Source organism: Microbacterium sp. AC035 (genome assembly GCF_979258485.1).
Genome location: NZ_OZ409858.1, coordinates 1,030,306 through 1,053,113, shown reverse-complemented (window position 1 = coordinate 1,053,113; position 22,808 = coordinate 1,030,306). Strand labels below are relative to the sequence as shown.

The 22,808-nt window shown below is 68.0% G+C and carries 28 protein-coding genes; 26 read left to right on the top strand and 2 right to left on the bottom strand.

The features are described 5' to 3' along the window. The first annotated feature begins 36 nt into the window (after positions 1 to 36). The 25 genes from ACZ0AA_RS05075 to ACZ0AA_RS04955 all read left to right on the top strand — a co-directional run bounded on the left by ACZ0AA_RS05075 (position 37) and on the right by ACZ0AA_RS04955 (position 20,253). Positions 37 to 675 (top strand): FliH/SctL family protein, encoded by a 639-nt coding sequence (locus ACZ0AA_RS05075; protein ID WP_463512308.1) that lies wholly within the window; start codon positions 37 to 39, stop codon positions 673 to 675. Then, complete coding sequence (locus tag ACZ0AA_RS05070) at positions 672 to 2,000, top strand: FliI/YscN family ATPase (protein WP_463512307.1); 1,329 nt, start codon at positions 672 to 674, stop codon at positions 1,998 to 2,000. The genes ACZ0AA_RS05075 and ACZ0AA_RS05070 overlap by 4 nt, the downstream gene beginning before the upstream one ends. Further along, positions 1,997 to 2,422, top strand: a complete 426-nt coding sequence (locus ACZ0AA_RS05065; protein WP_463512306.1) for a flagellar export protein FliJ — start codon at positions 1,997 to 1,999, stop codon at positions 2,420 to 2,422. The genes ACZ0AA_RS05070 and ACZ0AA_RS05065 overlap by 4 nt, the downstream gene beginning before the upstream one ends. Next, positions 2,419 to 2,790 (top strand): hypothetical protein, encoded by a 372-nt coding sequence (locus tag ACZ0AA_RS05060; protein WP_463512305.1) that lies wholly within the window; start codon positions 2,419 to 2,421, stop codon positions 2,788 to 2,790. The genes ACZ0AA_RS05065 and ACZ0AA_RS05060 overlap by 4 nt, the downstream gene beginning before the upstream one ends. Further along, on the top strand, positions 2,787 to 4,223 hold the full coding sequence (locus ACZ0AA_RS05055; protein WP_463512304.1) for a hypothetical protein: 1,437 nt from the start codon (positions 2,787 to 2,789) through the stop codon (positions 4,221 to 4,223). Before ACZ0AA_RS05060 ends, ACZ0AA_RS05055 begins: the two co-directional genes overlap by 4 nt. A gap of 12 nt (positions 4,224 to 4,235) precedes the next feature. Further along, a complete protein-coding gene (locus tag ACZ0AA_RS05050) occupies positions 4,236 to 4,688 on the top strand; it encodes a flagellar hook capping FlgD N-terminal domain-containing protein (RefSeq protein ID WP_463512303.1) in 453 nt (150 codons plus the stop codon). A gap of 30 nt (positions 4,689 to 4,718) precedes the next feature. Then, complete coding sequence (locus tag ACZ0AA_RS05045; RefSeq protein WP_400860061.1) at positions 4,719 to 5,885, top strand: flagellar hook protein FlgE; 1,167 nt, start codon at positions 4,719 to 4,721, stop codon at positions 5,883 to 5,885. Between the two features lie 119 nt (positions 5,886 to 6,004). Then, positions 6,005 to 6,220: a flagellar FlbD family protein gene (locus ACZ0AA_RS05040; protein ID WP_400860063.1), complete on the top strand. Its 216-nt coding sequence runs from the start codon at positions 6,005 to 6,007 to the stop codon at positions 6,218 to 6,220. 2 nt (positions 6,221 to 6,222) lie between these two features. After that, positions 6,223 to 7,020, top strand: coding sequence for a motility protein A (locus tag ACZ0AA_RS05035; protein WP_400860065.1), 798 nt, complete (start codon positions 6,223 to 6,225; stop codon positions 7,018 to 7,020). Beyond that, positions 7,017 to 7,826 (top strand): OmpA/MotB family protein, encoded by an 810-nt coding sequence (locus ACZ0AA_RS05030; RefSeq protein WP_463512302.1) that lies wholly within the window; start codon positions 7,017 to 7,019, stop codon positions 7,824 to 7,826. The genes ACZ0AA_RS05035 and ACZ0AA_RS05030 overlap by 4 nt, the downstream gene beginning before the upstream one ends. Before the next feature lie 33 nt (positions 7,827 to 7,859). Then, positions 7,860 to 8,753 (top strand): flagellar motor switch protein FliM, encoded by an 894-nt coding sequence (locus ACZ0AA_RS05025; RefSeq protein ID WP_400860067.1) that lies wholly within the window; start codon positions 7,860 to 7,862, stop codon positions 8,751 to 8,753. After that, on the top strand, positions 8,753 to 9,409 hold the full coding sequence (locus ACZ0AA_RS05020) for a FliM/FliN family flagellar motor switch protein (RefSeq protein ID WP_400860069.1): 657 nt from the start codon (positions 8,753 to 8,755) through the stop codon (positions 9,407 to 9,409). The genes ACZ0AA_RS05025 and ACZ0AA_RS05020 overlap by 1 nt, the downstream gene beginning before the upstream one ends. A gap of 2 nt (positions 9,410 to 9,411) precedes the next feature. After that, on the top strand, positions 9,412 to 9,840 hold the full coding sequence (locus ACZ0AA_RS05015) for a flagellar biosynthetic protein FliO (protein ID WP_463512301.1): 429 nt from the start codon (positions 9,412 to 9,414) through the stop codon (positions 9,838 to 9,840). A gap of 127 nt (positions 9,841 to 9,967) precedes the next feature. Further along, complete coding sequence (gene fliP, locus ACZ0AA_RS05010; protein WP_463512300.1) at positions 9,968 to 10,813, top strand: flagellar type III secretion system pore protein FliP; 846 nt, start codon at positions 9,968 to 9,970, stop codon at positions 10,811 to 10,813. After that, positions 10,813 to 11,088, top strand: coding sequence for a flagellar biosynthesis protein FliQ (gene fliQ / locus ACZ0AA_RS05005; protein WP_042541106.1), 276 nt, complete (start codon positions 10,813 to 10,815; stop codon positions 11,086 to 11,088). Before fliP ends, fliQ begins: the two co-directional genes overlap by 1 nt. Continuing rightward, entirely contained in the window at positions 11,088 to 11,849 is a 762-nt protein-coding gene (locus ACZ0AA_RS05000) for a flagellar biosynthetic protein FliR (protein WP_400860074.1), read from the top strand. The genes fliQ and ACZ0AA_RS05000 overlap by 1 nt, the downstream gene beginning before the upstream one ends. Further along, positions 11,846 to 12,949, top strand: a complete 1,104-nt coding sequence (locus tag ACZ0AA_RS04995) for an EscU/YscU/HrcU family type III secretion system export apparatus switch protein (protein WP_463512299.1) — start codon at positions 11,846 to 11,848, stop codon at positions 12,947 to 12,949. The genes ACZ0AA_RS05000 and ACZ0AA_RS04995 overlap by 4 nt, the downstream gene beginning before the upstream one ends. A 52-nt stretch (positions 12,950 to 13,001) precedes the next feature. Beyond that, entirely contained in the window at positions 13,002 to 15,068 is a 2,067-nt protein-coding gene (locus ACZ0AA_RS04990; protein WP_400860078.1) for a flagellar biosynthesis protein FlhA, read from the top strand. A gap of 89 nt (positions 15,069 to 15,157) precedes the next feature. Beyond that, positions 15,158 to 15,406: a carbon storage regulator CsrA gene (gene csrA, locus ACZ0AA_RS04985; RefSeq protein WP_400860080.1), complete on the top strand. Its 249-nt coding sequence runs from the start codon at positions 15,158 to 15,160 to the stop codon at positions 15,404 to 15,406. 142 nt (positions 15,407 to 15,548) lie between these two features. Continuing rightward, a complete protein-coding gene (gene flgN / locus ACZ0AA_RS04980) occupies positions 15,549 to 16,010 on the top strand; it encodes a flagellar export chaperone FlgN (RefSeq protein WP_463513824.1) in 462 nt (153 codons plus the stop codon). Between the two features lie 7 nt (positions 16,011 to 16,017). Continuing rightward, complete coding sequence (gene flgK / locus ACZ0AA_RS04975; RefSeq protein ID WP_463512298.1) at positions 16,018 to 17,424, top strand: flagellar hook-associated protein FlgK; 1,407 nt, start codon at positions 16,018 to 16,020, stop codon at positions 17,422 to 17,424. Positions 17,425 to 17,441: 17 nt separating this feature from the next. Then, a complete protein-coding gene (gene flgL, locus ACZ0AA_RS04970) occupies positions 17,442 to 18,329 on the top strand; it encodes a flagellar hook-associated protein FlgL (protein WP_400860083.1) in 888 nt (295 codons plus the stop codon). Then, on the top strand, positions 18,326 to 18,724 hold the full coding sequence (locus ACZ0AA_RS04965; protein WP_463512297.1) for a flagellar assembly protein FliW: 399 nt from the start codon (positions 18,326 to 18,328) through the stop codon (positions 18,722 to 18,724). The genes flgL and ACZ0AA_RS04965 overlap by 4 nt, the downstream gene beginning before the upstream one ends. Before the next feature lie 240 nt (positions 18,725 to 18,964). Next, positions 18,965 to 19,279, top strand: a complete 315-nt coding sequence (locus ACZ0AA_RS04960) for an HU family DNA-binding protein (protein WP_053096320.1) — start codon at positions 18,965 to 18,967, stop codon at positions 19,277 to 19,279. Between the two features lie 176 nt (positions 19,280 to 19,455). Continuing rightward, positions 19,456 to 20,253: a sigma-70 family RNA polymerase sigma factor gene (locus ACZ0AA_RS04955; protein WP_463513823.1), complete on the top strand. Its 798-nt coding sequence runs from the start codon at positions 19,456 to 19,458 to the stop codon at positions 20,251 to 20,253. 35 nt (positions 20,254 to 20,288) lie between these two features. Here ACZ0AA_RS04955 and ACZ0AA_RS04950 read toward each other — a convergent pair whose 3' ends face one another. Further along, a complete protein-coding gene (locus ACZ0AA_RS04950; RefSeq protein ID WP_400860086.1) occupies positions 20,289 to 21,377 on the bottom strand; it encodes an AAA family ATPase in 1,089 nt (362 codons plus the stop codon). Between the two features lie 132 nt (positions 21,378 to 21,509). Between ACZ0AA_RS04950 and ACZ0AA_RS04945 the strand changes: the two genes are divergently transcribed. After that, positions 21,510 to 21,887 (top strand): hypothetical protein, encoded by a 378-nt coding sequence (locus ACZ0AA_RS04945; protein WP_463512296.1) that lies wholly within the window; start codon positions 21,510 to 21,512, stop codon positions 21,885 to 21,887. Positions 21,888 to 21,923: 36 nt separating this feature from the next. Here the strand turns inward: ACZ0AA_RS04945 and ACZ0AA_RS04940 are convergent, their stop codons facing one another. Beyond that, positions 21,924 to 22,757: a zinc-ribbon domain-containing protein gene (locus ACZ0AA_RS04940; RefSeq protein ID WP_463512295.1), complete on the bottom strand. Its 834-nt coding sequence runs from the start codon at positions 22,755 to 22,757 to the stop codon at positions 21,924 to 21,926. Between the last annotated feature and the right edge of the window lie 51 nt (positions 22,758 to 22,808).

The window sequence follows — 22,808 nt, the reverse complement described above, 5'->3', positions numbered from 1 at the left end:
GGACAGGCCTCGCCCTTCGATTCCGAGGTGTCCGCCGTGCTCGATTCCGCCTTCACGCCGCTGGTCGTGCCGCGCGTCGGCGAGACTCCGATCGACCTCCGAGGCGAGGCGGACCGCGCCCGCACCAGGGGCTACGCCGACGGCTTCGCCGAAGGACGCAGGCTCGCCCTCGAAGAGGGAGACGCACAGCGCGCCGCGGATCACCAGCGGATGCAGGAACTCCAGGAGCTGTACCTGCACGAGCGCGGCTCCGGGCTGCGTGCACTGGAGACCGCGCGGGCGGCGCTGGATCAGCGTGTCGACGAGCTGAGCATGCTCGCCGCCGACCGAATCGAAGAACTCGCCGTGGTACTCGCCACGGCGATCCTCGGAGCTGAGCTGTCGGATCCTGCGCGATCCGCGGCTCACGCGCTTCAGCGGGCCCTGCTCGAGATGCCGGCGGACAGATGGACACGCGTCACCTTCAGTGAGCAGGACGCCGCGAGACTGCAGGAGGAGGCGTCCACGATGGACGCGCTGAGCGGCATCCAGATCTCGACCTCTCACGTCGTCGACAACGGCGGCGCCATCGTCGAGATCGAGAACGGCGCGGTCGACACGCGCATCACCGCAGCGCTCGCCCGCGCCGCCGCAGCTCTCGACGGCGACGACCACGACGCCGGGGTGATCGTGTGACCACCGGGACGCAGTCGTGGCAGCGCGCACTCGCCGCCGCACGTCCTGAGCGATCTGGCACGGTGAAGGCGGTGCGAGGACTCGGGGTGGAGGTGCTCGGCATCGATGGCGCGGTGGGCGACCGCATTCGCATCGATGCGGCGGACGGTCGTCCGGTCGATGCCGAGATCGTCGCAGTCGACGGAGCCTCGGCACGGTGCATGCCCCTCGGTCGGCTCGACGGGATCACCGCTCGCGCCCGTGTGCGGCATGGGGGAGCACCGTTGCAGGTGCCCACGGGACGGGCGCTGTTCGGACGCGTGCTCGACGGACTCGGTAGGCCGATCGACGGCAAGGGGCCGCTCGACAGGAGCGCCGCCCTCGTGTCGCTCGACCACGATGCCCCGAGTGTGATGGACCGCCAGCGCATCGACAGGCAGCTTGGACTCGGCGTGCGCGTGCTCGACACCATGACGCCCGTGGGGTCGGGTCAGCGTCTCGGCCTCTTCGCCGGATCGGGTGTGGGCAAGTCGTCGCTGATGTCGATGATCGCCCGCGGTTCGACCGCCGACGTGAACGTCATCGCCCTCGTCGGTGAGCGCGGTCGTGAGGTGCGGGAGTTCCTCGAGGACGACCTGGGTCCCGAGGGTCTGGCGCGCTCGGTCGTGATCGTCGCGACGTCGGACCAGCCGGCGATGGCGCGGTTGCGTTCGGCGTTCGTCGCCACACGGATCGCGGAGGGTTTCCGCGATGACGGACTCGACGTGGTGCTGATGATGGACTCCTTGACGCGTGTCGCCATGGCGCAGCGCGAGATCGGGTTGAGCGCCGGAGAGCCGCCAGCCACTCGCGGCTATCCGCCGTCGACGTTCTCGGTGCTGGCGCGGCTGCTCGAGCGTGCCGGAACGGGGTCCGTCGGGTCGATCACCGGTCTCTATACGGTGCTCGTCGACGGCGACGACCACAACGAGCCGATCGCGGATGCCGCCAGAGGGATCCTCGACGGGCATGTGGTGCTCGATCGGGCGCTCGCGATCCGCGGACACTTCCCTGCGGTCGACGTGCTCGGGTCGGTGTCTCGCGTCGTGTCGAAGATCACCACGCCGGAGCAGCGGCAGAACGCGGTGATGTTGCGCAGCGTGCTGGCGGCCCGGCGCAGCGCGAACGACCTGATCGAGATCGGCGCCTACCGACAGGGAGCCAACCCGATGGTCGACGCCGCCCTCTCTCATGAGGCCGCGATCTCGCGGTTCCTCACCCAGAGCATGGACGAGTTCGCAGCATCCGACGCGTCCTGGCAGCAGCTCGCCACCCTCACCACCGATTTCGGAGGACTCACCCCATGACCTTCCCACTGGCTGGTCTGCTGCGTGTGCGCGGCGCCCAGGAGCGTGTCGCCGCCGAGCATCTCTTGCGTGCCAGCGCAGCACGTGCGCAGGCCGAGACGGCCGAGCAGAGTGCGATCACGAGCCTCGCCGACATCAGCGCGCAGATCGATGATCCTCGGACGCTGATGGCCATGGCCGCGGCGCGCGCCGCGGGGCGCAGCACGCTCAGCGATCTGCAGGCGCTGGTCGACATGAGGCGCAGTGCTGAGTCCGAGGCCAGGTCGGCCCACGTCGAAGCGCGACGCGATCTGAAGGGGCTCGAGCGACTCGAGAGCACCCACCGTGTCGAGACCGCCAAGGCCGAGCTCGCCGCCGAGCAGACCGCGCTCGACGAGATCGCGGTCGTGCGCACCTCGCGACGTGAGGGGAGCGCAGCGTGACCGGGCTGGCAGCGGTGATCGCACGCGTCGACGCGATCGAGACCCAGATCGTGTCGCTGGATCCAGCGGGGCGCGCGGCCGCAGCAGCTGCGACGGAGGCGACTGCTGAGACATCGGCGGCCAGCTCGACGACGTTCGCCGGGGTGCTCGAAGCGGCCAAGGCGGCCTCCGGCACCGAGACCACCTCGGGCACCGAGACCACCTCCGCCACCGCGACCACCGAGTCGTCAGCGGCTGCCGGCACCGGTGCGTCCGGCGGAGAGAACGCCCAGGTCCTGGCAGCACTCCAGACCCTGTTCTCGGCCAACGCTTCGAGTGCAGGCGGTTCGACTCCGTCGATGCAGAAGATCATGGAGATGCTCGGATGAGCGCGGTGGGACTGCTCGCGTCCATGCCCGTTGCCGGCTCCGGCGAGGCGGACACCGTGGGCCGAGCGTCGGGAGACTCCGGCTCGCTGTTCGGTGGCGCCCTCACCGCAGCAGGTCAGGTGCTCGACGGCGCGTCGGACTCCGGCACGGCGACGCTCGATACAGTCAGGCAGGGCGGGCCGGCGGAGGCTTCAGCGGCCCCCGACCGCACGAGCGACCGACAGGCGGCGATCGCGGCGATGACTCACCTCGTCGCATGGTCGGCTCCGGCGACCCCTGTGCCCTCCCCGACGCCCCTCCAGGCGACGACCCCGCAGGCGACGACGTCCGAGCCGACGCTCGCGGGCGAGGCGACTCCGGACACGACGGCGGAGACGACGCCGATCGTGGCCGGGGCGGAGGAGACTCCTGTCGACCCGTCGAGCAGAGTCGTCGAGACGGATGCGGTGGCGGCTGCACCGGCTGTTGTCGGGTCAGTGCCGGCGACGCAGACGGCTCCGAACACGGAGACGACGTCGGTGCCTGCGCCCGCTTCGGCTCCGGCGACCGTGCTCGCTCCGGCTGCCGTGGCGTCGTCGGCCGGAGCCGGCGCATCGGCGGTCGCCGACGGCCGTGCCGAACTACGGATGCAGGGCCGACCGTCGGGCCACGTGCGAGACCTCGGTGTCGATACGGCGGCGACCCCGCGAGAGCCCGCGGCAGGCGGTGCCGACGTACCGCTGTCCGACCCGGTCGGAGCCACGCCTCGGCAGGAATCGCTCCCGAGGCAGGGCCTGCCCGTGATCCCGGCTCCTCTCGGCTCTCCCGCGCCCGCGGTCGGCGGCGCCCTCGAGCACCGGATGTCGAGCGATGCGGGGGACCAGGCGCCGGGAGCGCAGCCCGTGCTCGCAACGGCCTCCGCCGCGCCGGTCACTCCGACAGTCGCGACGCTCACCCCCGTATCGCCGCCCGATGCGGCCACCACTGCGAACCGTGCGGTCGCGGCGCAGGTCGCGCCGGTGGTCGTGAGCATCGCCCAGCGTCCGATGGGCACTCACCAGCTCACGATGACGGTGAACCCCGACAGCCTCGGCCCGGTCACGGTCCGCGCACAGATCAGCGCCTCGGGCGAGGTGCAGGTAGAACTCAGCGGTGCGACCGACGCCGGTCGCGACGCGCTGCGGACGATTCTCGTCGAGCTGCGCCGCGACCTCGCCGCCGTGATGCCGCACGCCACATTGAGCGTCAACCACGGCACGTCCGCAGACGGAGCCGGCGATCGCGGCCAGCAGACTGCGGGCGAAGCACCGGCCGAGCAGGGCGGCGGCGATCGCGACGCGAGCCGCGGCCGACCCGACCACCGCCGCGGGGCCGAGCAGGTCGCCGATCTCTCCCGCACCATCCAGACAACGCCCTCTGCCGGTTCCGGCGCGGGGCTCGACATCTTCGCCTGAGAGGACGACCGAATGACTGTCGACGCCGTGAGCGCCCCGACCTCGATCCATACGGGGGGCACGACCGACCCCGCAGCCCGCAAGCAAGTTCTCGACGGGGAGGTCTTCCTCAAGCTCCTGGTCACCCAGCTGACGCATCAGGATCCCTCGAGTCCGATGGACACCAACGAGATGATCTCGCAGACCACCCAGCTCGCCATGATGGAGCAGCTGACGGCACTCGCCGACAGCGGCGCCGAGGCGTTCGCCCTGAACATGCGTCAGGCCGCGAGCGCGCTCATCGGCCAAGAAGCGAGCTACAAGGATGCCGATGGAAAGACCGTCTCCGGCGTCGTGACCAAGGTCTCGTTCGACGGACCCGTCCCGCAGGTGACCATCGGCGACAAGACCGTCGCGCTCGACGCCATCACCGGCGTCGCCACGACGCAGACCCCCATCGCTCCGACCACCCCCGCCGCAGCCTGATCCCCGTCTCACCCAGGAAGAGAGAACCCCATGCTTCGCTCGCTCTACTCCGGAATCTCCGGCCTCCGCTCGCACCAGACCATGCTCGATGTCACGGGCAACAACATCGCCAACGTCAACACGGCCGGGTTCAAGGGCTCGTCCGTGCTGTTCCAGGACTCGCTGTCTCAGCTCGTCGGCAACCCCGGGATCCCCGACGACGAGGTGGGCGGTCGCAACCCCGCTCAGGTCGGTCTGGGCGTGCAGGTGGCCGGCGTCCGCACCAACTTCGCTCAGGGCTCTGCCCAGGCGACGGGTCGCGGCGGCGACCTGATGATCTCGGGTGATGGATTCTTCGCCGTCCGATCGGGCGGAGAGACCCTGTACACCCGGGCGGGTGGGTTCTCGTTCGACCCCACGGGCAAGATGGTCACCGCTGACGGCTCGGTCGTGCAGGGCTGGTCGGCGCAGGACGGTGTCGTCAACACCGGGCAGGCGACGGGCAACATCGTGCTCCCTCTCGACGCCGTGTCGCCCGCGAAGGCGACGACGGAGGCGACCGTCACCGGCAACCTGCCGTCGACCGCAGCGACCGGCGATGAGCTCGTGCGCGACGTCACCGTCTACGACGCTCAGGGCACGCCCTCTACTCTCAGCCTGACGTTCACGAAGACGGCGACCGGATGGGACGTCACCGAGCCTGCGAGCGGTGCGACCGGGGCTCTGGCCTTCACCGACGGCAAGCAGACCGGAGCGGGCCTCACGCTCACCGCCGGTGCTGTGAGCGTCGATCTCGGTTCTGTCACCGGCTACGCGACCATGTCGACGGTCGCTGTGTCCGAGCAGGACGGATCCGCCGCCGGCACGTTGAAGTCGTACAGCATCACGGGTGACGGTTCCATCGTGGGCACGTTCAGCAACGGCGCGACGCAGACTCTCGGCAAGATCGCCATGGCCACGTTCGCCAACCCCGAGGGGCTCGAGAAGGCCGGCGGAACGGCCTACCGGGCATCCGTGAACTCCGGGGCGGTGCGCATGGGCGAGCCCGGCGAGGCAGGGTTCGGCGACCTCGTCTCCGGTGCGCTGGAGATGAGCAACGTCGACCTCTCGCAGGAGTTCACCAACCTGATCGTCGCTCAGCGCGGCTTCCAGGCCAACGCCCGCATCATCACGACCAGCGACGAGGTCCTTCAGGAGCTCACCCAGCTCAAGCGCTAGCGCCTGACGGACCCGCAGGGTCAGTCACCACGCGGCCCGCCCCTGGTTACCGGGGGCGGGCCGCGTCGCGATAGTCGGGGCAGACTTCCCCCTCTCATCCGAAGCCCGGAGACCCCCGAATGATCATCGTCACCCGCCTCGACCGCACCCGGTTCGCGGTGAACCCCGACCTGATCGAACGGATCCACGCGTCACCGGACACGACTCTGCACATGGTCGACGGGCATGTCTACGTGGTCGAGGAAGACCTCGACCACCTGATCGACCTGATCGTCGCCTACCGGGCCCGTGTCCTGGGTGCAGCCCAGGCCCTGACCTCGCAGATGGAGGCGTGATCATGGATCCCGCGTTCATCATCGGAGTGATCCTGGCGTTCGGCGCGCTGGTCGCGATGATCACGATGGAGGGGGCGAGCTTCGAGGCTCTGCTCATTCCCGCGCCCATGATCCTGGTGCTCGGCTCGACGATCGGCGTGGGCATCGCCAGCCACACTCTCCGCGACACGATCCTCGCGGTGAAGAGCCTCGGACGCATGGTCCGAGGACCCAAGATGACGCCGGAGGCGGTGATCCCGTTCCTCGTCGGATATGCCGAGAAGGCTCGGGGTGAAGGTCTTCTCGCTCTCGAGCAGGAACTCGACTCCGCACCGGACGAGTTCACCCGGCAGGCTCTCCAGGCGCTCGCTGACGGCACGGATGCCGAGGACCTGCGGACGGTCATGGACGACGAGATCACCGCCACGTCGTCGCGCAATCGCATCGCATCGAAGTTCTTCGCCTCGCTGGGCGGATACGCGCCGACGATCGGGATCGTCGGCACCGTCGTCTCGCTGACGCACGTGCTCGAGAAACTGGATGAACCTGACCACCTCGGTCCGATGATCGCCGCGGCCTTCGTGGCGACTCTGTGGGGCCTGCTCTCCGCGAACTTCATCTGGAACCCGATCGCCGGCCGATTGGGGCGGATCGGGGCGGTCGAGCTCGAGCGGATGACCCTCGTCTCCGAGGGGATGCTCGCCATCCAGGCGGGCAGTGCGCCCCACCTCCTGCAGGAACGGCTCGAGGCGCTGTCGACCGTGAAACCCAAGCCCGGCAAGCAGAAGCGGGAGTCGGCGCCGGCAGAGGGCGTCCAGTGAGCACAGCCCGCAGAGCTCGCGGTCGCGGGCATGAGGACGACTCGCACGACGAGCCGGACGAACGCTGGGCTGTGTCGTACGCCGACATGGTCACGGTCCTGATGTGCCTGTTCATCGTGCTGTTTGCCGTGTCGAACGTCGACAAGACGAAGTTCGAGATGCTCGCGAACAGTCTGGCGACGGGCTTCGGGCAGGAGAGCACCGAAGGCGGCGCTGACACCGCGGAGGGCATGATCGTGCCGCCCGAGCTGCAGGACGACGACGGGGTGGTAGACCTGGCCGCCCGCGCGGAGACCGAGTTCGAGTCTCTCGTGGGTCTGCGTGATCGCATGAGCACGTCGCTTGCGGCTCAGGGTCTGCAGGACACCGTGCAGTTCGTCATCGACGATCGGGGGCTCCAGGTCGGGCTGGTCGGCGCCGAGACCTTCTTCGCCGACAACAGCACCGACCTCTCGGCGAAGGCGGATGCCGTGCTCGACACCATCGGAGACGTGCTGGCCACGGTCGACAACCAGGTGAGCGTCGAGGGGCACGCCGATCACCGGGTCTCGGCAGCCCCTTTTCCGACCAACTGGGAGCTCTCGGGAGGACGCGCGACCCAGGTGGCCCGATTCCTCGTCGAGCATGAGGGCCTCGGAGGGCCCCGCGTGAAGGCGATCGCGTTCTCCGACACCCGCCCCATCGTGCCGGGCGACACCCCTCAGGCGCTGGCCAGCAACAGACGCGTCGACATCATCGTCGAGTCGAACGAAGAAGAGCAGGTGAGAGCGCTGATACCCGCTCTCGCCGCTGCCGCGAGCAAGTGAGCTCACGTGAACACCACTGTCGAGGAGACCGTCATGACCGCATCCGCTGTGCTCGATGATCCGGCCGTGCGCCATCCGGCATACGATTTCGGGCGCCCGGCGCAACTCGGACGTGAGAGCACCCGGCACCTCGAGGCGGCGTTCGAGTCGTTCGCCCGGCTCTGGTCGTCGCAGCTCACGGCGAAGATCCGTGTGCGCGCGCACCTGACGCTCGAGAGCGTCGACCTCGTGTCGTACGAGGAGTACTCCGACACGCTCCCCGGAACCACGGCGATGGTCGCCGGGTCGTTCGCCGACCGTGATGAGCCGTGCGTCGTGCAGTTCGGCCTCGACAGCGCCCTGCTGTGGGTCGTGCAGATGATGGGCGGCAGGAGCACGTCGCTTCCCGAAGCGCGCACCTTCACGCCGATCGAGCTCGCTCTCGTCCGCAACCTGATGGAGGGCACGTTCGAGCATCTCCACGCCAGCCTCGACTCTCTGCTTCCCAGCGCGCCCAGGTTCAGTGCGGTGCATTACAACCCCCAGTACATGCAGGTCATCGCCGCCACCGCCGCAGTGATCGTCGCCCGCTACACGATGCGCCTGGGGGACTCGGAGTCGACCGCGACCGTCATGCTGCCCGCGTCGGCGGTCGTCGATCGCCTCGCTGCCACGGGATCGGACGCTGCCTCCGCTCACACGGCCGATCAGACCCTAGAACAGGTGCGAAGCACCCCGCTGGAGCTGACGCTGCGTCTCGCCCCCATCACGATCGGCACGGGCGAGATCCTCGACCTCGCGCCCGGCGATCTGCTGCGTCTGCCGCACCCTGAGACCCGACCCTACGAGCTCATGGCGGGACAGACCCGAATCGCCCTCGCCACACCGGGCAGCCGGGGCTCGCGCCTCACCTGCAAGATCACGACCACCCATGAGGAGACCCACTGATGAGCACCTTCCACGAGACCGCGATCGCCGCGGCGATCGCCGGCAAGCTGCCGTTCGGCTACCCGGTGATCCCGGCACCCTCGACCGACCCCGGCGCGGCAGGCGACGCGGTCGTCGTCACCTTCACCGGCAGCCCCGGCGCGCGCATCGCGATCCAGGTCGTCGATCCGTCGCAGCTCGAGGACGGCTCCAAGAACGCAGCGCTGACTGATCGACTGCATCCGATCTTCGAGGCGGCCACCGCAGTGCTCGGCAGCGGCTCGCTCGGCGACGGCGCGATCGTGCCCGCCGCCGAGGTCTTCACCGACTCGGGCACGCAGGTGTTCGACATGGTCGACGCCGACGGCAGCGTCGTGGCGCGCGCATCCGTGCGCATCGACGGAGCCAGGTCCGCCGCGCCGGCGGGCCCGCAGCGCCTGAATCGCATCGCGGGCGTCGAGATGGAGCTCGTGGTCGAGATCGGACGCACGCGGATGCCGGTGCGCGACGTGCTCTCGCTCGAGCCAGGGCGTGTGGTGGAGCTCGACCGCGCCGCCGGGTCTCCGGCGGACATCAAGCTGAACGGGCGTCTGATCGGGCACGGCACCGTCGTGGTCGCGGAGGGCGACTTCGCGATCCGCGTCGAGCGCATCCTCGACGGCGCCGAGACGGTCTGACCATGGACGACATCCTCGTCGCGCTCCGCGCGATCGTGGCGCTCGGAGCGGTGCTCGCGCTGCTGCTCTTCCTGAGCCGTCGCCTGCAGAAGTCGCAGGCGAAGGGGGTGAGCCCGCTGGCCGGACTGATGCCGAAGAGGCTCGCCAAGCTGACCGAGCTCGTGCCTTCGCGTCCGGCGGCAGCCCCGCGCGCTCGTCCCGAGAAGATCACGGTGGTGGCGCGGTCGGGGATCGGCGGCAAGGCGCAGCTCGTGGTGGCCGAGTTCGGCGGCATCCGCTATGTGCTCGGCGTGACCGAGCACGGGATCAACGTCGTCGACACCCAGGAGGCGCCTCCGCTCGCGGAGGAGATCCTCGCAGAGGAGAAGCGCCCCGCCGTCTCCGAGATGCCGGACGACATCGTCGACCGCGCGCTCCGCTCCGTCGCCTGACGGCCGTCAGCGCGTCGGTCGTCGCGGTTACGTGCACCGCATCGTGTCGCGATAGTCGACTGCGAGCACGGATCGCTCGACCCTCTGGCTACGGATCGGCCACGTCACCCATCTTCGGAGTGCCGCCGTGCCCGTATCCGCCGCAGTCGCCGCGTCGCCGTCTGCGCGCGCACAGCGTGTGCCGCGCCGTGCCTGGGCGCTCGTCGGAGCCGCTGTCGGCATCGCGGCGTTGCTGGTGCTGCTGCAGACCAGCGGCGCACACGCCGCTGCACCCCTGCTCCCGACGGAGATCGGTGACGGTGACGGCGACGGGGTGACGATCAACGGCATCAACGGGGCGCCGTCCGACAGCATCATGACGCTGCTGGGCATCACGGTCCTCAGCGTCGCTCCCGCCCTGCTGCTGATGATGTCGAGCTTCACCAAGATCTTCGTGGTGCTCGCGCTCACCCGCAACGCGCTCTCGCTGCCGTCGATCCCCCCGAACCAGGTCCTCGCCGGACTCAGCCTGTTCCTGACGCTGTTCATCATGTGGCCGGTGCTGACCGACATCAACGCCGTCGCGGTCGCGCCGTTCACCGACGGTCAGATCGACTTCGGCAGAGCGTTCGAGCTCGCCCAGGAACCGCTGAGGGAGTGGATGCTCACCTACACCCGCGAAGAGGACATCGCGCTCATGCACCGGGCGGCGCAGATGGACAACCCCACGGACGCCGCCAGCATCCCGCTGCAGACGCTCGTGCCGGCGTTCATGATCAGCGAGCTGCGCGCCGCCTTCCTGATCGGGTTCATCATCTTCGTGCCCTTCCTCGTGATCGACCTCGTCGTCGCCAGCGCCCTGATGTCGATGGGCATGATGATGCTGCCTCCCGTGATGATCTCGCTGCCGTTCAAGATCCTCCTCTTCCTGCTCATCGACGGCTGGGGCATGGTCATCACCGCCCTCGTCCAGTCGTACAACGGGGGTGGCTGATGAATCCCGAGGCCGTCATCGACATCGGGCAGGCGGCGCTGATCGTCGGGGCGAAGCTCTGCGCACCGCTGCTCATCACCGCCCTCGTGGTGGGATTCGCGATCTCGCTGCTGCAGTCCATCACCCAGGTGCAGGAGATGACGATCTCGTTCGTGCCGAAGCTCGTCGCCGTCGGCATCGCCCTGCTCGTGACCGGGCATTGGATGATCGCGGAGATGATCGCCTTCACGAACGAGATGTTCGCGCGAATACCGTCGCTGCTGAACGGCGGCTGATGGACATCCCCATCGACTTCACATGGCTCGAGGCGACATCGCTCGCCTGCGTCCGGATCACGGCCTTCCTCGTGCTGGCCCCGCCGTTCAGTCATGGCACGATCCCGATGCGGATCCGCGCGATGCTCGGCGTGGGTCTCGCTCTTGCCGTGTCGCCGGTGGTGACGGTGGGGTACGAGCGTCTCGACACGGGGGCCTTCATGCTCGCCCTCGCCGGTCAGGCACTGACGGGCGCGCTTCTCGGCTTTCTCGTGATGGTGCTCTTCAGCGCGATCCAGGGCGCGGGCCATCTCGTCGACACCTTCGGCGGTTTCCAGCTCGCGCAGGCGTTCGACCCCGGCATGGCGATCAACGGCGCGCAGTTCACTCGGCTGTTCCAGATGACCGCGATCATGCTGCTGTTCGCCTCGGACGGATACCAGCTCGTGCTCGGAGGTCTGTTCCGCTCGTTCGATGCGGTGCCGGTCACCGGCATGATCGATCTCGCCAAGCCGGCGGAGGCGCTCGTGGGGGCTGCGGGGCAGATGATGCTCAGCGCCGTGCAGATCGCCGGCCCGCTGCTCATCGTGCTCTTCCTCGCAGACGTCGGGCTCGGACTGGTCAGCCGCGTCGCGCCGGCCCTGAACGCTTTCGCGATGGGCTTCCCGATCAAGATCGGCCTCACGCTGCTGCTTGTCGGATTCGTCTACGCGGCGCTGCCCGGTGTGGTCGCGGTCATCGCCGAGGAGGCCGCGCGGCTGCTCCTGGGGGTGACGCGATGAGCGAGTCCGACAGTGGCGAACGCACCGAGAAGGCGACCGAGCGTCGCCTGAAGGAAGCACGGAAGAAGGGGCAGATCGGCCGCAGCCAGGACTTCACCGCGTGGGTGTGCATCGCAGCCGCCGCTGTGATGATGGTGCCGACGATCGCCTCGGGCACGCAGGTCGTCACCGAGCTCTTCCTCGCGGTGACCCCCGTCGCGATGAACCCCACCGACGACGCGGCCCTCGACGTGCTGGGTTCGGCGATCGCGTCGCTCGGCGGCATCCTGCTCCCGATGCTGGTGGTGGTGCTGCTCGCGACGACGGCCACCGCGGTCGCTCAGGGCGGCATTCATCTGCGCGGTGTGACGATGCGCACCGAGCAGTTCAACATCGTGTCCGGGATGAAACGCGTCTTCGGGCAGCAGGCGCTCTGGGAGGGCGCCAAAGCGCTGCTGAAGACGGTGGCGATCGGGCTCGCGCTGTGGATCGTGGTCTCCGGCCTCGTCCCCGTGCTCATGGCCAGCGGCAGCCACAACATCACCTGGCTGCTCGAGCAGGCGGCCGGGGGAGCGATCGCGCTCCTGCAGGTCGCCGTCGCCGTCGGCATCCTGCTCGCGGCGATCGATGTGGCCGTGGTGATGCGACGCAACCGCAAGCACACCCACATGACGAAGAACGAAGCCAAGGACGAGCACAAGAAGAGCGAGGGCGATCCGCTGGTGCGTTCTCAGCGCCGTTCGAGGCAGCTCGCCATGAGCCGCAATCGGATGATCGCCGCGGTGGGCGACAGCGATGTCGTTCTGGTGAACCCGACCCACGTCGCGGTGGCGCTGCGTTACGAGCCGGGCAAGTCGGCCCCTCGTGTCGTCGCAAAGGGGGCGGGGATCGTCGCCCAGAAGATCCGTGAGAGGGCGGAGGAGGCCGGCGTGCCGATGATCAGGGACGTTCCGCTCGCTCGGGCGCTGCACGCGGCCTGCGACCTCGGGCGGGAGATCCCCGAAGAGCTCTACACCGCCGTCGCCCAGGTGCTCGCCTTCATCGAGCACCTCAAGCGCCGAGGGTCGGCCAGGGGGACGCACACGATGCCCTTCGCGAGCACCAGGGACCGCGGCCTCTGAGCCGGGGTCGCGATCAGATTTCGAACGACGAGAGAGAACGAAGGCGAGACGCATGATCGGTCAGCTGCTGTCCAAGGCGACGGTGCCCGTCGGGGTGGTGGGCATCATCCTCCTGCTCATCGTGCCCATCCCGACTCCTCTCCTCGACGTCCTCATCGTCCTGAACATCTCGTTCGCGCTGCTGATCCTGCTCACCGCGATGTTCATCAAGAAGCCGCTCGACTTCTCGGTCTTCCCCAGCCTGCTGCTCGTCGCGACGCTCTTCCGCCTCGGTCTGAACGTCGCGTCGACGCGTCTCGTGCTCAGCGAGGCTCACGCGGGACAGGTCATCCAGGCGTTCGGACAGATCACGATCAGCGGATCGCTCGTGATCGGCGCAGTGATCTTCCTCATCCTCACCGTCATCCAGTTCGTCGTCGTCACCAAGGGCGCAGAGCGTGTCGCCGAGGTCGGAGCGCGATTCACCCTCGATGCCATGCCGGGCAAGCAGATGGCGATCGACGCCGATCTGAACGCCGGGCTGATCACGGATACCGAGGCGCGCAGGCGCCGCGCCGAGGTCGCGGCGGAGGCGGACTTCTACGGTGCGATGGACGGTGCGTCGAAGTTCGTCAAGGGCGACGCGATCGCGGGCATCGTGATCGTCGTCATCAACTTCGTCGGCGGCATCATCATCGGCATGGTGCAGCACGGCATGGAGGTCGGCGACGCGCTCGAGACCTACAGCATCCTCACCATCGGCGACGGACTGGTCACCCAGATCCCGGCACTGCTCATGGCGGTGTCGACCGGCATGATCGTCACGCGCGAGAACGCGGAGGCGGAGATGGGCCAGGCGGCCGGTCGCCAGCTCATGCAGTCGCGCAACGCCCTCGTGATCACGGGGCTCGCAGCCATCGCGATGGGCTTCATCCCCGGGATGCCTCTGGTGATCTTCCTGGCGATCGGGGCGGTGCTGCTGTTCGCTGCATCCCGCGTCAAGGCGAACGAGGATCGAGACGCCGCGCGCGAGGCCGATGCGCTGCAGCAGGAGGCGGTCGAGGCCGGGGTCGAGGGGCCGGAAGACCTCATGGACAGGATGCGGGTGCATGCCCTGGAGATCTCCCTCTCACCCGACATCGTGGACCTGGCCTCCGGGGGAGCGGGGGATCTGCTCACCCGGGTGAAGTCGCTCCGTCGAAAGCTCGCCCTCGACATCGGCATTCTGATGCCGCCGGTGCGCACCCGCGACAACATCGATCTGCCCGCGCAGACCTACTCCATCCTCATCGCAGGGGTCGAGGCCGGGCGCGGATCCGTGCCGCGCGGTCACGTGCTCGCGATCGGCACGGGACTCGAGCTGCTTCCGGGCACGGCCGTGGTCGACCCCGTGTTCGGCCTCGAGGGCAAATGGGTGCCCGCTGAGATGTCGCACGCCGCCGATATGGCGGGTGCGACGGTGATCGATCGCGCGAGTGTGATCATCACCCACCTCTCGGACATCGTGCAGAGCCAAGCCGATCGTCTGCTCTCCCTCGAAGACGTGCGACAGCTGACCGAGCACCTGAAGCAGTCCAGCCCGACGACGGTCGAGGAGCTCACGCCCGCCGTGCTGTCTCTCGCCGCGATCCAGCGCGTGCTGGCAGGGCTCCTCGCCGAGCGGGTGCCGATCAATGACCTCGCCCGCATCTACGAGGCGCTCGCCCTTCGGGGCAAGACCTCGACCGAGACGGCGGGTCTGATCGATGCCGCCAGGGCGGCACTCGGTCCGGCGATCGCGTCACGGTTCGCCGAGGACGGACGGATCCGGGTGGTCATGTTCGAGCCGATGCTCGAACAGCAGATGCTCGAGGGCATGCGTGTTGTCGACGGTCAGCCGCAGATCGTGCTGACACCGGAGTCGACCATGCACGTGCTCGAGAACGTGCGTCGCACCGTCGCCGAACTCGAGCAGGTGGGTCCGGAACCCGTGCTCGTGTGCGCTCCGTCTCTGCGTCAGGCCGTGCGTCGCATGGTCTCGTCGCAGGTCAGCGGCCTTCCCGTGCTGTCGTATGACGAGGCAGCGGCCGGCGGACTCGCGACCGATGTGGTCGGGGTGGTGCGCGTGACGCACTCGGCTCTTCCGAGCGCGGCGGTGTAGCGTCGGATTCTGCTCATTTACGAGCTGAGTGCGATACGTTTGTGAGCAGAGGGCGCAACAGCGCTCACGCCATGGAAGGCAGACGACGCATGCTGGTACTCACGAGACGCGCAAACGAGAGCATCGTGATCGGCGACGACATCACCGTCACCATCCTCGCGGTGACGCCCGGCGGTGTCCGTGTCGGCATCGATGCTCCTCGGGACAAGCGCATCAACCGCGCCGAGATCGTGCTCGCTGTGAGCGATGCGAACCAGGAAGCAGTCCAGACCTCTTCTGACGAGTCCGCGGAATCGCTTCTCCTCGGCGTCCTGGGAAAGACGCCCTCCGCGTCCTGATCCGGTTGCCGCGGGGTCATCTCGCTGCGCTTCGAGTTACTGGGTCGAGCGTTGTCGCGATAGTCGTGGATGTGACGGGCGATCCCGCCACGCAAACCGCGACATGACGAGGTGACGAATCGTGGCCGCTCACGACCTGAGCATGCAACTGATGCGAGAGCGCGATCTGCTGGAAGTGCTGCTCTTCAAACTCGACGAGCAGCAGATGCTGCTCGCGACGGGACGCAACCGTTGGATCCACCATGCGGCGAACGAGATCGAGCGGGTCCTCGCGGCCATGCCGACGGTCGCCCTCTCGCGTGACACGCTGGTCATCGCGGTGGCCGACGAATGGGGGGTGCCGGAGGCCACGACGCTCCGTGAACTGATCGACGCCGCGCCGACCGACGCGTGGCGGGAGATCCTGACCGGTCATCTGGACGCCATGACGACTCTGGCCGACGAGATCGGCGACATGAAGAAGGTCAATGAGCAGCGTCTGCGCACCGCCGTCCGGGTGACGCAGGAGACGATCGCCGGTCTCGGCGCGCCGACCGGTGAATACGACACGCACGGTGATGTCGTGCGTGGCGGGGACGCCCGACTTCTCGACACGAGGGTGTGAGGGCACGATGTCGTCTTTCGCCGCACTCCGTCTCGCAGAATCCGCGCTCTCCGCCGCTCGCGCGGGGATGACCGTCACCGGGCAGAACATCGCCAATCAGGCCACCCCCGGGTACACACGCCAGCGCGTGGAGCAGACCTCCCTCTCGGCGCCGGGGCAGACGGGACTCTGGCCGTCCGGACTCGGCATCGGCGGCGGTGTCGGGGTGACCGGGATCGCGCGGCTGGGTGACGACATCCTCGATGCTCGTGTCCGCGATGCGCTCTCGACGTCAGGCTTCTGGGCAGCTCGCGCGACGGCTGCCGGCCGTGCCGAAGATGTGCTGGCCGAACCGACCAAGGACGGTCTCGCGGCGAACCTCGACCGCTTCTGGGCCGGCTGGTCCGACCTCGCCAACACGCCGGATCCGGCGGCCGCGCAGGTCGTGCTCACGAATGCCAATGTGCTCATCGGACAGATCGCTGCGGGGTACCAGACGATCGCCGGCCAGTGGAGCGACCTGCGTGGACAGGTCGACAGTCAGCTCGCCGACGTCAATGCCGTCGCCGGCCAGGTGGCCTCGCTCAACGGTCAGATCAGGGATGCATTGCAGTCCGGGCGGAACGCCAACGAGCTGATCGACCAGCGCAACGTCCTCGCCCAGCAGCTCTCGACCGCGGTCGGTGCCAAGGGCAACGTCGAGGCGGACGGGACCCTCACTCTTCGCGTCGACGGCAACGCGCTCGTGTCGGGCGACAGCAGTCGGGCGCTCGTGGCGAGCGGGCCGCGTGACATCGCCGACGCCGGTCGGATCACCGTCGCGTGGGCTGATCGACCGGGCCTGGCAGTGCCGATCACCGGCGGCCTCGTCGGTGGCACGATCAGCGCTCTCGCCCCCGCATCGGACGGCGGCACGCTCGCCGGTGTCGCAGCGGCCTACAACGAGACGGCGACCGCGCTCGCGACCGCCGTGAACGACGTGCACCGCACGGGTGTCACGTCGTCGGGCGCTGCCGGGGGCGACTTCTTCGCGCTCGACGGCGCCGGTCCGGCCGCTCTCGGACTCAGCGTGGTTCCCACGGGTCTCGATCAGCTGGCTCTGGCGGCTCCGGGAGCGGGAGCGAAGGACACCACGATCGCCGACCGCATCAGCGCTCTCAGCGGCTCGGCCACCGGACCCGGCAAGACCTGGTCGACCTTCGTCACGGGATTCGCAGTCTCCGTCGCGGGCGATCTGCAGCGCGCCGACATCGCCGACATGGGAGCCGTCGCGGCTGTCACCGCCCAGCAGTCGAACTCGTCGGTGGACGGCGATGAGGAGACGATCAACCTCCTGACCTACCAGACCGCCTATCAGGCGGCGGCCCGCGTGCTGACCGCTGTCGATGAGGCACTGGACCTGTTGATCAACCGCACCGGCCTCGTCGGCCGCTGACTCTGGGGAGAGTGAACATGATCGGTCGTATCACCAGCAACACCATGACGCAGCAGTCGCTGCGTACGTTGCAGACCAACCTCGCAGACCGCGAACGTCTGCAGAATCAGGCGGCTTCGCAGCGCGCCTTCCGCTCGCCGAGCGAAGACCCTGCGGCGGCGGCCACGGCGCTCGGCGTGCACGGCGACCAGTCACGCGTCGCCCAGTTCGCCCGCAACCTCAGCGACGGGATGGCGTGGGTGACAACCGTCGACACCGCTCTCGGTGCCAGCGCCGACCTGCTCAACCGCGCGCGGGATCTCACCGCTCAGGGGGCCAACTCCGGGGCGCTCAGCCCGACTGCGCGCGAGTCGATCGCGCAGGAGCTCGAATCGATCAGTGCGGAGCTGCTCGCCAAGGCGAACACGAGGGTGCTCGGTCGCAGCGTCTTCGCCGGCACGAGCGATGCGGGATCCGCCTTCGACGCCACCACCTTCACGTTCAACGGCGGGGCGGGCGACGGCGTGCTTCGCCGCATCAGTGACAACGAGACGGTGCGCGTCGACTTCGACGGCTCGCAGGCGTTCGGCGAGGGCGCCGGCAGCGCGTTCGCCCTGCTGAACGACATCGCGGCAGATCTGCGCAGCGGGGTCGAGGTCGGTTCGCGTCTCGGAGACATCGACGCGCGACTGAAAGATGTCAACGCGGCTCGCGGATCGACGGGCGCGCGTCAGGTGCAGATCGAGCGTGCGTCGGCGCAGAACCTCTCGGCGTCGATCGACCTCGAGGCCCGCCGTGCCGAGGTCGAGAACGTCGACAGCCTCGAGGTGCTCGTTCGGCTGCAGTCGGCCGAGCTCGTCTTCCAGTCCGCCCTGCAGGTGACGGCCCGATCGCTGCAGACCAATCTGATGGAGTTCCTGCGATGAGTTCATCCACCGACCACGGGACTGCGGCGCTGGACGTCGAGTTCGCGTCGCCGATGCCGGGGCTGAGCTCGCACACGGCGTTCACCCTCGATCGGATCGACGGTGCAGAAGGGCTGCACGCGCTGCGAGCGACGGATGCCGATGTGCGACTGTTCCTCCTCGACCCGCTCGCCGGGGACTACGGCTACGAGCCGACCATCCCCGAGGAGGTGAGAGCGCAGATCGGCGCCGCCGACGAATCGGAGATCCGTGTGTTCGTCGTGGCGAACCCTTCTGCAGACGGCGTCTACATCAACCTGCGCGCTCCGATCCTCATCCATGCGGAGTCCGGCCGTGCGGTGCAGGCGATCCTCGAGGACCAGCGGTACCCGATCCGCGCTCTTCTGGGCGGGTGAGCGGGGTTCGTCGCTCGACGGCCCTCGGCGGGGCGGACTCTCGGCAAGCAGAGGATTCTGAGATTCACCGCATATACCAAGGAAGAGCATCTATCCTCTGAATAGCACAGGCTGGGGTACTGGCGGGATCCCGGCGTCGTCGCAGGAGATCGGGGCCTGAGGCACGTCATGGATGCGGTTGGTAGGGGTACAGCGCACGGCGCTCGGTGACGAGCGACATTCCATGGGACGGAAGACAACATGAGCACATCAAGGACGCTCGAGACGAATCGGGTGAGCAAGCGGGAGTTCGTGCAGAGATTCGCACGCCGCGGTGGCATCTCGGTTCAGGCGGCGCAGACCGCATACAACGCCATGATCGACGAGCTCCTCGACCTCGTCGGCCGAGGCAATACGGTGACGCTCACCAACTTCGGCAAGTTCTATCCGCAGACGCACAAGGGGCATCGCGTGCAGTTCGCGAAGGACGACGGGGACGCCGAGGTCAACGACTACACGGTGCTGAAATTCTCCGCGACTCGCGAAGTGAACCGTCGAGTCAAGGTGAACGATTAGTCATCGTTATCTGAACGTAAACGAGAATCCCCGGAGGTTTCGGCCTCCGGGGATCTTTCTTGCCCGTCGCACCCCTAGCATGTAGGTGAAAGTAGTTCTGGTCGCTGGGGAGAGACCACGCTGTGAGTCGCTGGGGAGGGCTTGCACTTACAGTGAAAGAGGCGAATCCGGTGCCCATGCGCGCGCGCGACCAGCTCGTGGTCGATCACCTGCACATCGTCGGCGCAGCAACGGCGTATGTCGCTTCCCGCATCACGCATATCTCCCGCGACGACCTCGCCTCGGCCGGTGCTTTCGCGCTCGTTCGTGCGGCGGAGAAGTTCGATGCGAGTCTCGGTGTGCCCTTCGGAGCGTTCGCGCGGGCACGCGTCAACTGGGCGTTGAAAGACGAGCTGCGGTCGATGGACTGGGCGCCGCGAGACGTGCGAGTCCGGGCCAAGCAGACGACCAAGGTCAGGCAGACCCTGTCGGCAGCGCTCGGCCGCACGCCCACGGTGGCGGAGATCGCGGCAGCCATGGGTGTCGAGACGGCAGTTGCACGAGAAGGGCTGGCGGACGCCGAGCGTCTGCTCACCAGTCTCGATGCGCCGGACGCGCCAGAGATCGTGTGGACCGGATACCTGCCGGAAGAGCTCGCGATCGCATCCGAGCGCGATGAGTTCCTGCGACGTGCCGTGGACGCGTTGCCTGAGCGCAAGCGGTCGATCGTCAAGGCGATCTACTTCGACGACCGCACCGTCACGGAGCTCGCGGACGAGCTGGGCGTGTCGCACGCCGCCGTCTCGCAGCAGCGAGCCGCGGCGGTGCGCATGCTCCGGGATGCGCTGGATCGTCACTACGCCGACGTCCCGCCGACCGAGTCCGCGCCCGTCGCGCGCTCATCCGCCTCAGGACTGGACGCCTACTTCGAGCGCCTCGCGGCCAGCGGCCAGCGGTTCACCCGCGCGATCCTGTCCCACGCCGTCGGCGTCTGATCAGGAGCCCGCGCGACGGCGCTCCGACGGAGCGGTCAGAGTCCGAAGCCGTAGCTCGCCTGACCCACCAGGATGAGGCTCACCGTCGTCGGGTAGACCTCGGGCTCCTCGTCTTCGTCATCGAGCAGCTCGAGCTTGTGGATCGGCACGAAGATGCTGCCGTCCGGCTCGAAGATGAGGTCCTTGGGCACGAACGACGCGAAGATGGACCGCGTCGCATTGCGCAGTTCGAAGGTGCGCCCGACGTCGCCGCGCTCGAAGAGGTTCATCTCGACCTCATCCGACCAGACCTTGCCATCGGGGAAGCGGGCCTCGATGCGATAGGTGCTCGGTTCGACCGACTTGATGTTGAGGTCCTCCACGACGTCTGCGAACAGCGCGTCCGGCTGTTCGAGCTCGAATGCGATGGCACGGAGGTGGTCGTAGTTGAGGCGAGCACGGCGGGAGAACAGGGCGACGTTCTCGATCTCGTCGGGGTCGGCGTGCGGGGCCTGATCGATCAGATACTGCCGCACCTCGTCGGGACCGGGGTACTCGAATCGCATGTGGTAGTGGAATCGCCCTGGGCGGTTGACGATGTAGGTGCTGACGTCGCTGATGTCGTTCACGGTCAGGCAGTAGATGCGCTTCACGGACGAGAGGCCGTCGAACAGCGACAGGAACTGATTCTGCCGATTGCCTCCTTCACCGCCGCCGCGGCGTCCGGCGGGGAAGACCTTCTCGAACTCGTCGAAGATGATCAGGCACTCATCGAGGGTGTCGAGGAACTCGACGATGCCGTCGTTGTCCTCTGAGACGATGACCACCGGCAGACACTGTTCACGGGCCTCCTCGGCCACCATGCGCAGGAACAGCGTCTTGCCGATTCCCTTGTCGCCCGAGAGCATCACGCCGAGGCTGCGATCGGTGAGGGCATAGGAGCGGAAGATCTTGTCGACCTTCCTGTCGCGGCCGCCGTAGACGCGCTCGGTGCCGACGGTGAGATCGTCGATCTTGATCAGACTGAAGCCCTCTTTCGACGTGAAATGCACCCGGTACGTGCCGAGAGGGAATTCGTGATGAGTGCGGACGGCCGCGTCGTACACGCGGACGTGTCCACCCGTCTCGATGTAGGTGCTGGTCAAGATCCTTCTCCTTCGCTCCCCGTACTCATATATCGGTCGAGATTGGATCGCCGTAAGGCGTTCGAGAAGAAACTTTTCGCAGTACCCTGAGCGGACAGTGGGCGTGGGGACGCTCGGGTCAGGGGAACCATCATGGGCGTGTACGCAGCAGACGAGCAGCCGGTCGCAGGTTCGATCGTGATCGTGGTCGAGGCCGCGCCGCAGGGGTTGATGCAGTACACCCTGGATCCCGATGATCGGCAGCCCGTGTGGCAGGTGGTGCTCGTCGCTCACGACGACGCCGTGATGGGAGCCGTGACGACACCGGAGCAGACGGCGGAGCTGCTGGTGCGCGGGAGCGTCGAGTGCATCAGGCAGAGCATCCCGAGCCTCGAGGTCGGCGGCCTGACCATGCGACCCGAGCTCGGCCCGAACGACAACGCGCAGATCGTCGCGGCCGGCGAGGCCAGTTTTCTGAGGTCCGAATGGGATGCGGTCGTGCGGCAGGTCGACGATCTCTCCGAGAGCTGACAGCGTGCCCGTTCGCCCATGCCCGCCGCAAGGGCTTCAGCCGGGAGTCAGGTAGGCGTCGACGATGAGCGGACCGCGGATCTCGCGCAGCTCATCGATGATGCGATCCACACCGCGGGCGGAGACCGACGTCATCTGCAGATCGTGGGGGCCCAGCGGTTCCAGCCGGCCTGTGCGGATGCGGATGACCTCCCAGCCGGCGGAGCGCAGGGCACGATCCTTGCGCAGATCCGTGTGCTCACGCTTGCCGACGTGCTCGAGTCCATGGCGCCCGACGGTGTCGTACTCGATGGCGACGCGAAGCTCCGGAAGCAGGATGTCGGGCCACACCTCGGTGTGACGGAAGAAGGGCCGCGAGACCTTCACCGCATTGACACCCGGTGTGAAGGAGAGGCGGTCGGCGAGCGCCGCACGAAGCCGGGCTTCGGCGGCGGATGCCGGTGCAGGAGCGCACACGCTCGAGAACGCCTCTCCGGTCGCCAGATCGGGAGTCTTGTCGCACAGCGCGAGCTGAGGTTTCGGGCGCCGCGGAACCGCGCGTGCCTCACCCAGGATCACGGGTTGAGGCCTGGCGAGCAGCGAGCACTCGGGGCACCATGCCGATTGACGACGCACTCGCCCCGGGCGCTCGCGCTGTTCTGTCGGGGTGGCGGCGAAACGGTGGCCCACCCGGCATTCCCAGCACAGCAATACGTCGGCCGCCAACGGCACCTGCGACAGCGCGATGCCGTGATTGAGCTCGGGGTGGTACTGGCGGATCAACTCGGGGTAGGCGGCCCATTGCGAGCGATAGGTGCCGACGTCGTAGGGCACCTCTCGCCCGCGCGAGAACTGGCGTCTTGCCCACCACGACTCCACGGGTTCAGTCACGTCGGGCAACCTACCGGTCGCCGCCGACATCGCCAGGGGGCGTCGGACGTG

Coding starts and splice junctions, on each gene's coding strand:
- ACZ0AA_RS05065 (WP_463512306.1), top strand. CDS start 1,997: ATGACCTTCCCACTGGCTGGTCTGCTGCGTGTGCGCGGCGCCCAGGAG.
- ACZ0AA_RS05055 (WP_463512304.1), top strand. CDS start 2,787: ATGAGCGCGGTGGGACTGCTCGCGTCCATGCCCGTTGCCGGCTCCGGC.
- ACZ0AA_RS05050 (WP_463512303.1), top strand. CDS start 4,236: ATGACTGTCGACGCCGTGAGCGCCCCGACCTCGATCCATACGGGGGGC.
- ACZ0AA_RS05045 (WP_400860061.1), top strand. CDS start 4,719: ATGCTTCGCTCGCTCTACTCCGGAATCTCCGGCCTCCGCTCGCACCAG.
- ACZ0AA_RS05040 (WP_400860063.1), top strand. CDS start 6,005: ATGATCATCGTCACCCGCCTCGACCGCACCCGGTTCGCGGTGAACCCC.
- ACZ0AA_RS05035 (WP_400860065.1), top strand. CDS start 6,223: ATGGATCCCGCGTTCATCATCGGAGTGATCCTGGCGTTCGGCGCGCTG.
- ACZ0AA_RS05025 (WP_400860067.1), top strand. CDS start 7,860: ATGACCGCATCCGCTGTGCTCGATGATCCGGCCGTGCGCCATCCGGCA.
- ACZ0AA_RS05020 (WP_400860069.1), top strand. CDS start 8,753: ATGAGCACCTTCCACGAGACCGCGATCGCCGCGGCGATCGCCGGCAAG.
- ACZ0AA_RS05015 (WP_463512301.1), top strand. CDS start 9,412: ATGGACGACATCCTCGTCGCGCTCCGCGCGATCGTGGCGCTCGGAGCG.
- fliQ (WP_042541106.1), top strand. CDS start 10,813: ATGAATCCCGAGGCCGTCATCGACATCGGGCAGGCGGCGCTGATCGTC.
- ACZ0AA_RS05000 (WP_400860074.1), top strand. CDS start 11,088: ATGGACATCCCCATCGACTTCACATGGCTCGAGGCGACATCGCTCGCC.
- ACZ0AA_RS04995 (WP_463512299.1), top strand. CDS start 11,846: ATGAGCGAGTCCGACAGTGGCGAACGCACCGAGAAGGCGACCGAGCGT.
- ACZ0AA_RS04990 (WP_400860078.1), top strand. CDS start 13,002: ATGATCGGTCAGCTGCTGTCCAAGGCGACGGTGCCCGTCGGGGTGGTG.
- csrA (WP_400860080.1), top strand. CDS start 15,158: ATGCTGGTACTCACGAGACGCGCAAACGAGAGCATCGTGATCGGCGAC.
- flgN (WP_463513824.1), top strand. CDS start 15,549: ATGCAACTGATGCGAGAGCGCGATCTGCTGGAAGTGCTGCTCTTCAAA.
- flgK (WP_463512298.1), top strand. CDS start 16,018: ATGTCGTCTTTCGCCGCACTCCGTCTCGCAGAATCCGCGCTCTCCGCC.
- flgL (WP_400860083.1), top strand. CDS start 17,442: ATGATCGGTCGTATCACCAGCAACACCATGACGCAGCAGTCGCTGCGT.
- ACZ0AA_RS04965 (WP_463512297.1), top strand. CDS start 18,326: ATGAGTTCATCCACCGACCACGGGACTGCGGCGCTGGACGTCGAGTTC.
- ACZ0AA_RS04960 (WP_053096320.1), top strand. CDS start 18,965: ATGAGCACATCAAGGACGCTCGAGACGAATCGGGTGAGCAAGCGGGAG.
- ACZ0AA_RS04955 (WP_463513823.1), top strand. CDS start 19,456: ATGCGCGCGCGCGACCAGCTCGTGGTCGATCACCTGCACATCGTCGGC.
- ACZ0AA_RS04945 (WP_463512296.1), top strand. CDS start 21,510: ATGGGCGTGTACGCAGCAGACGAGCAGCCGGTCGCAGGTTCGATCGTG.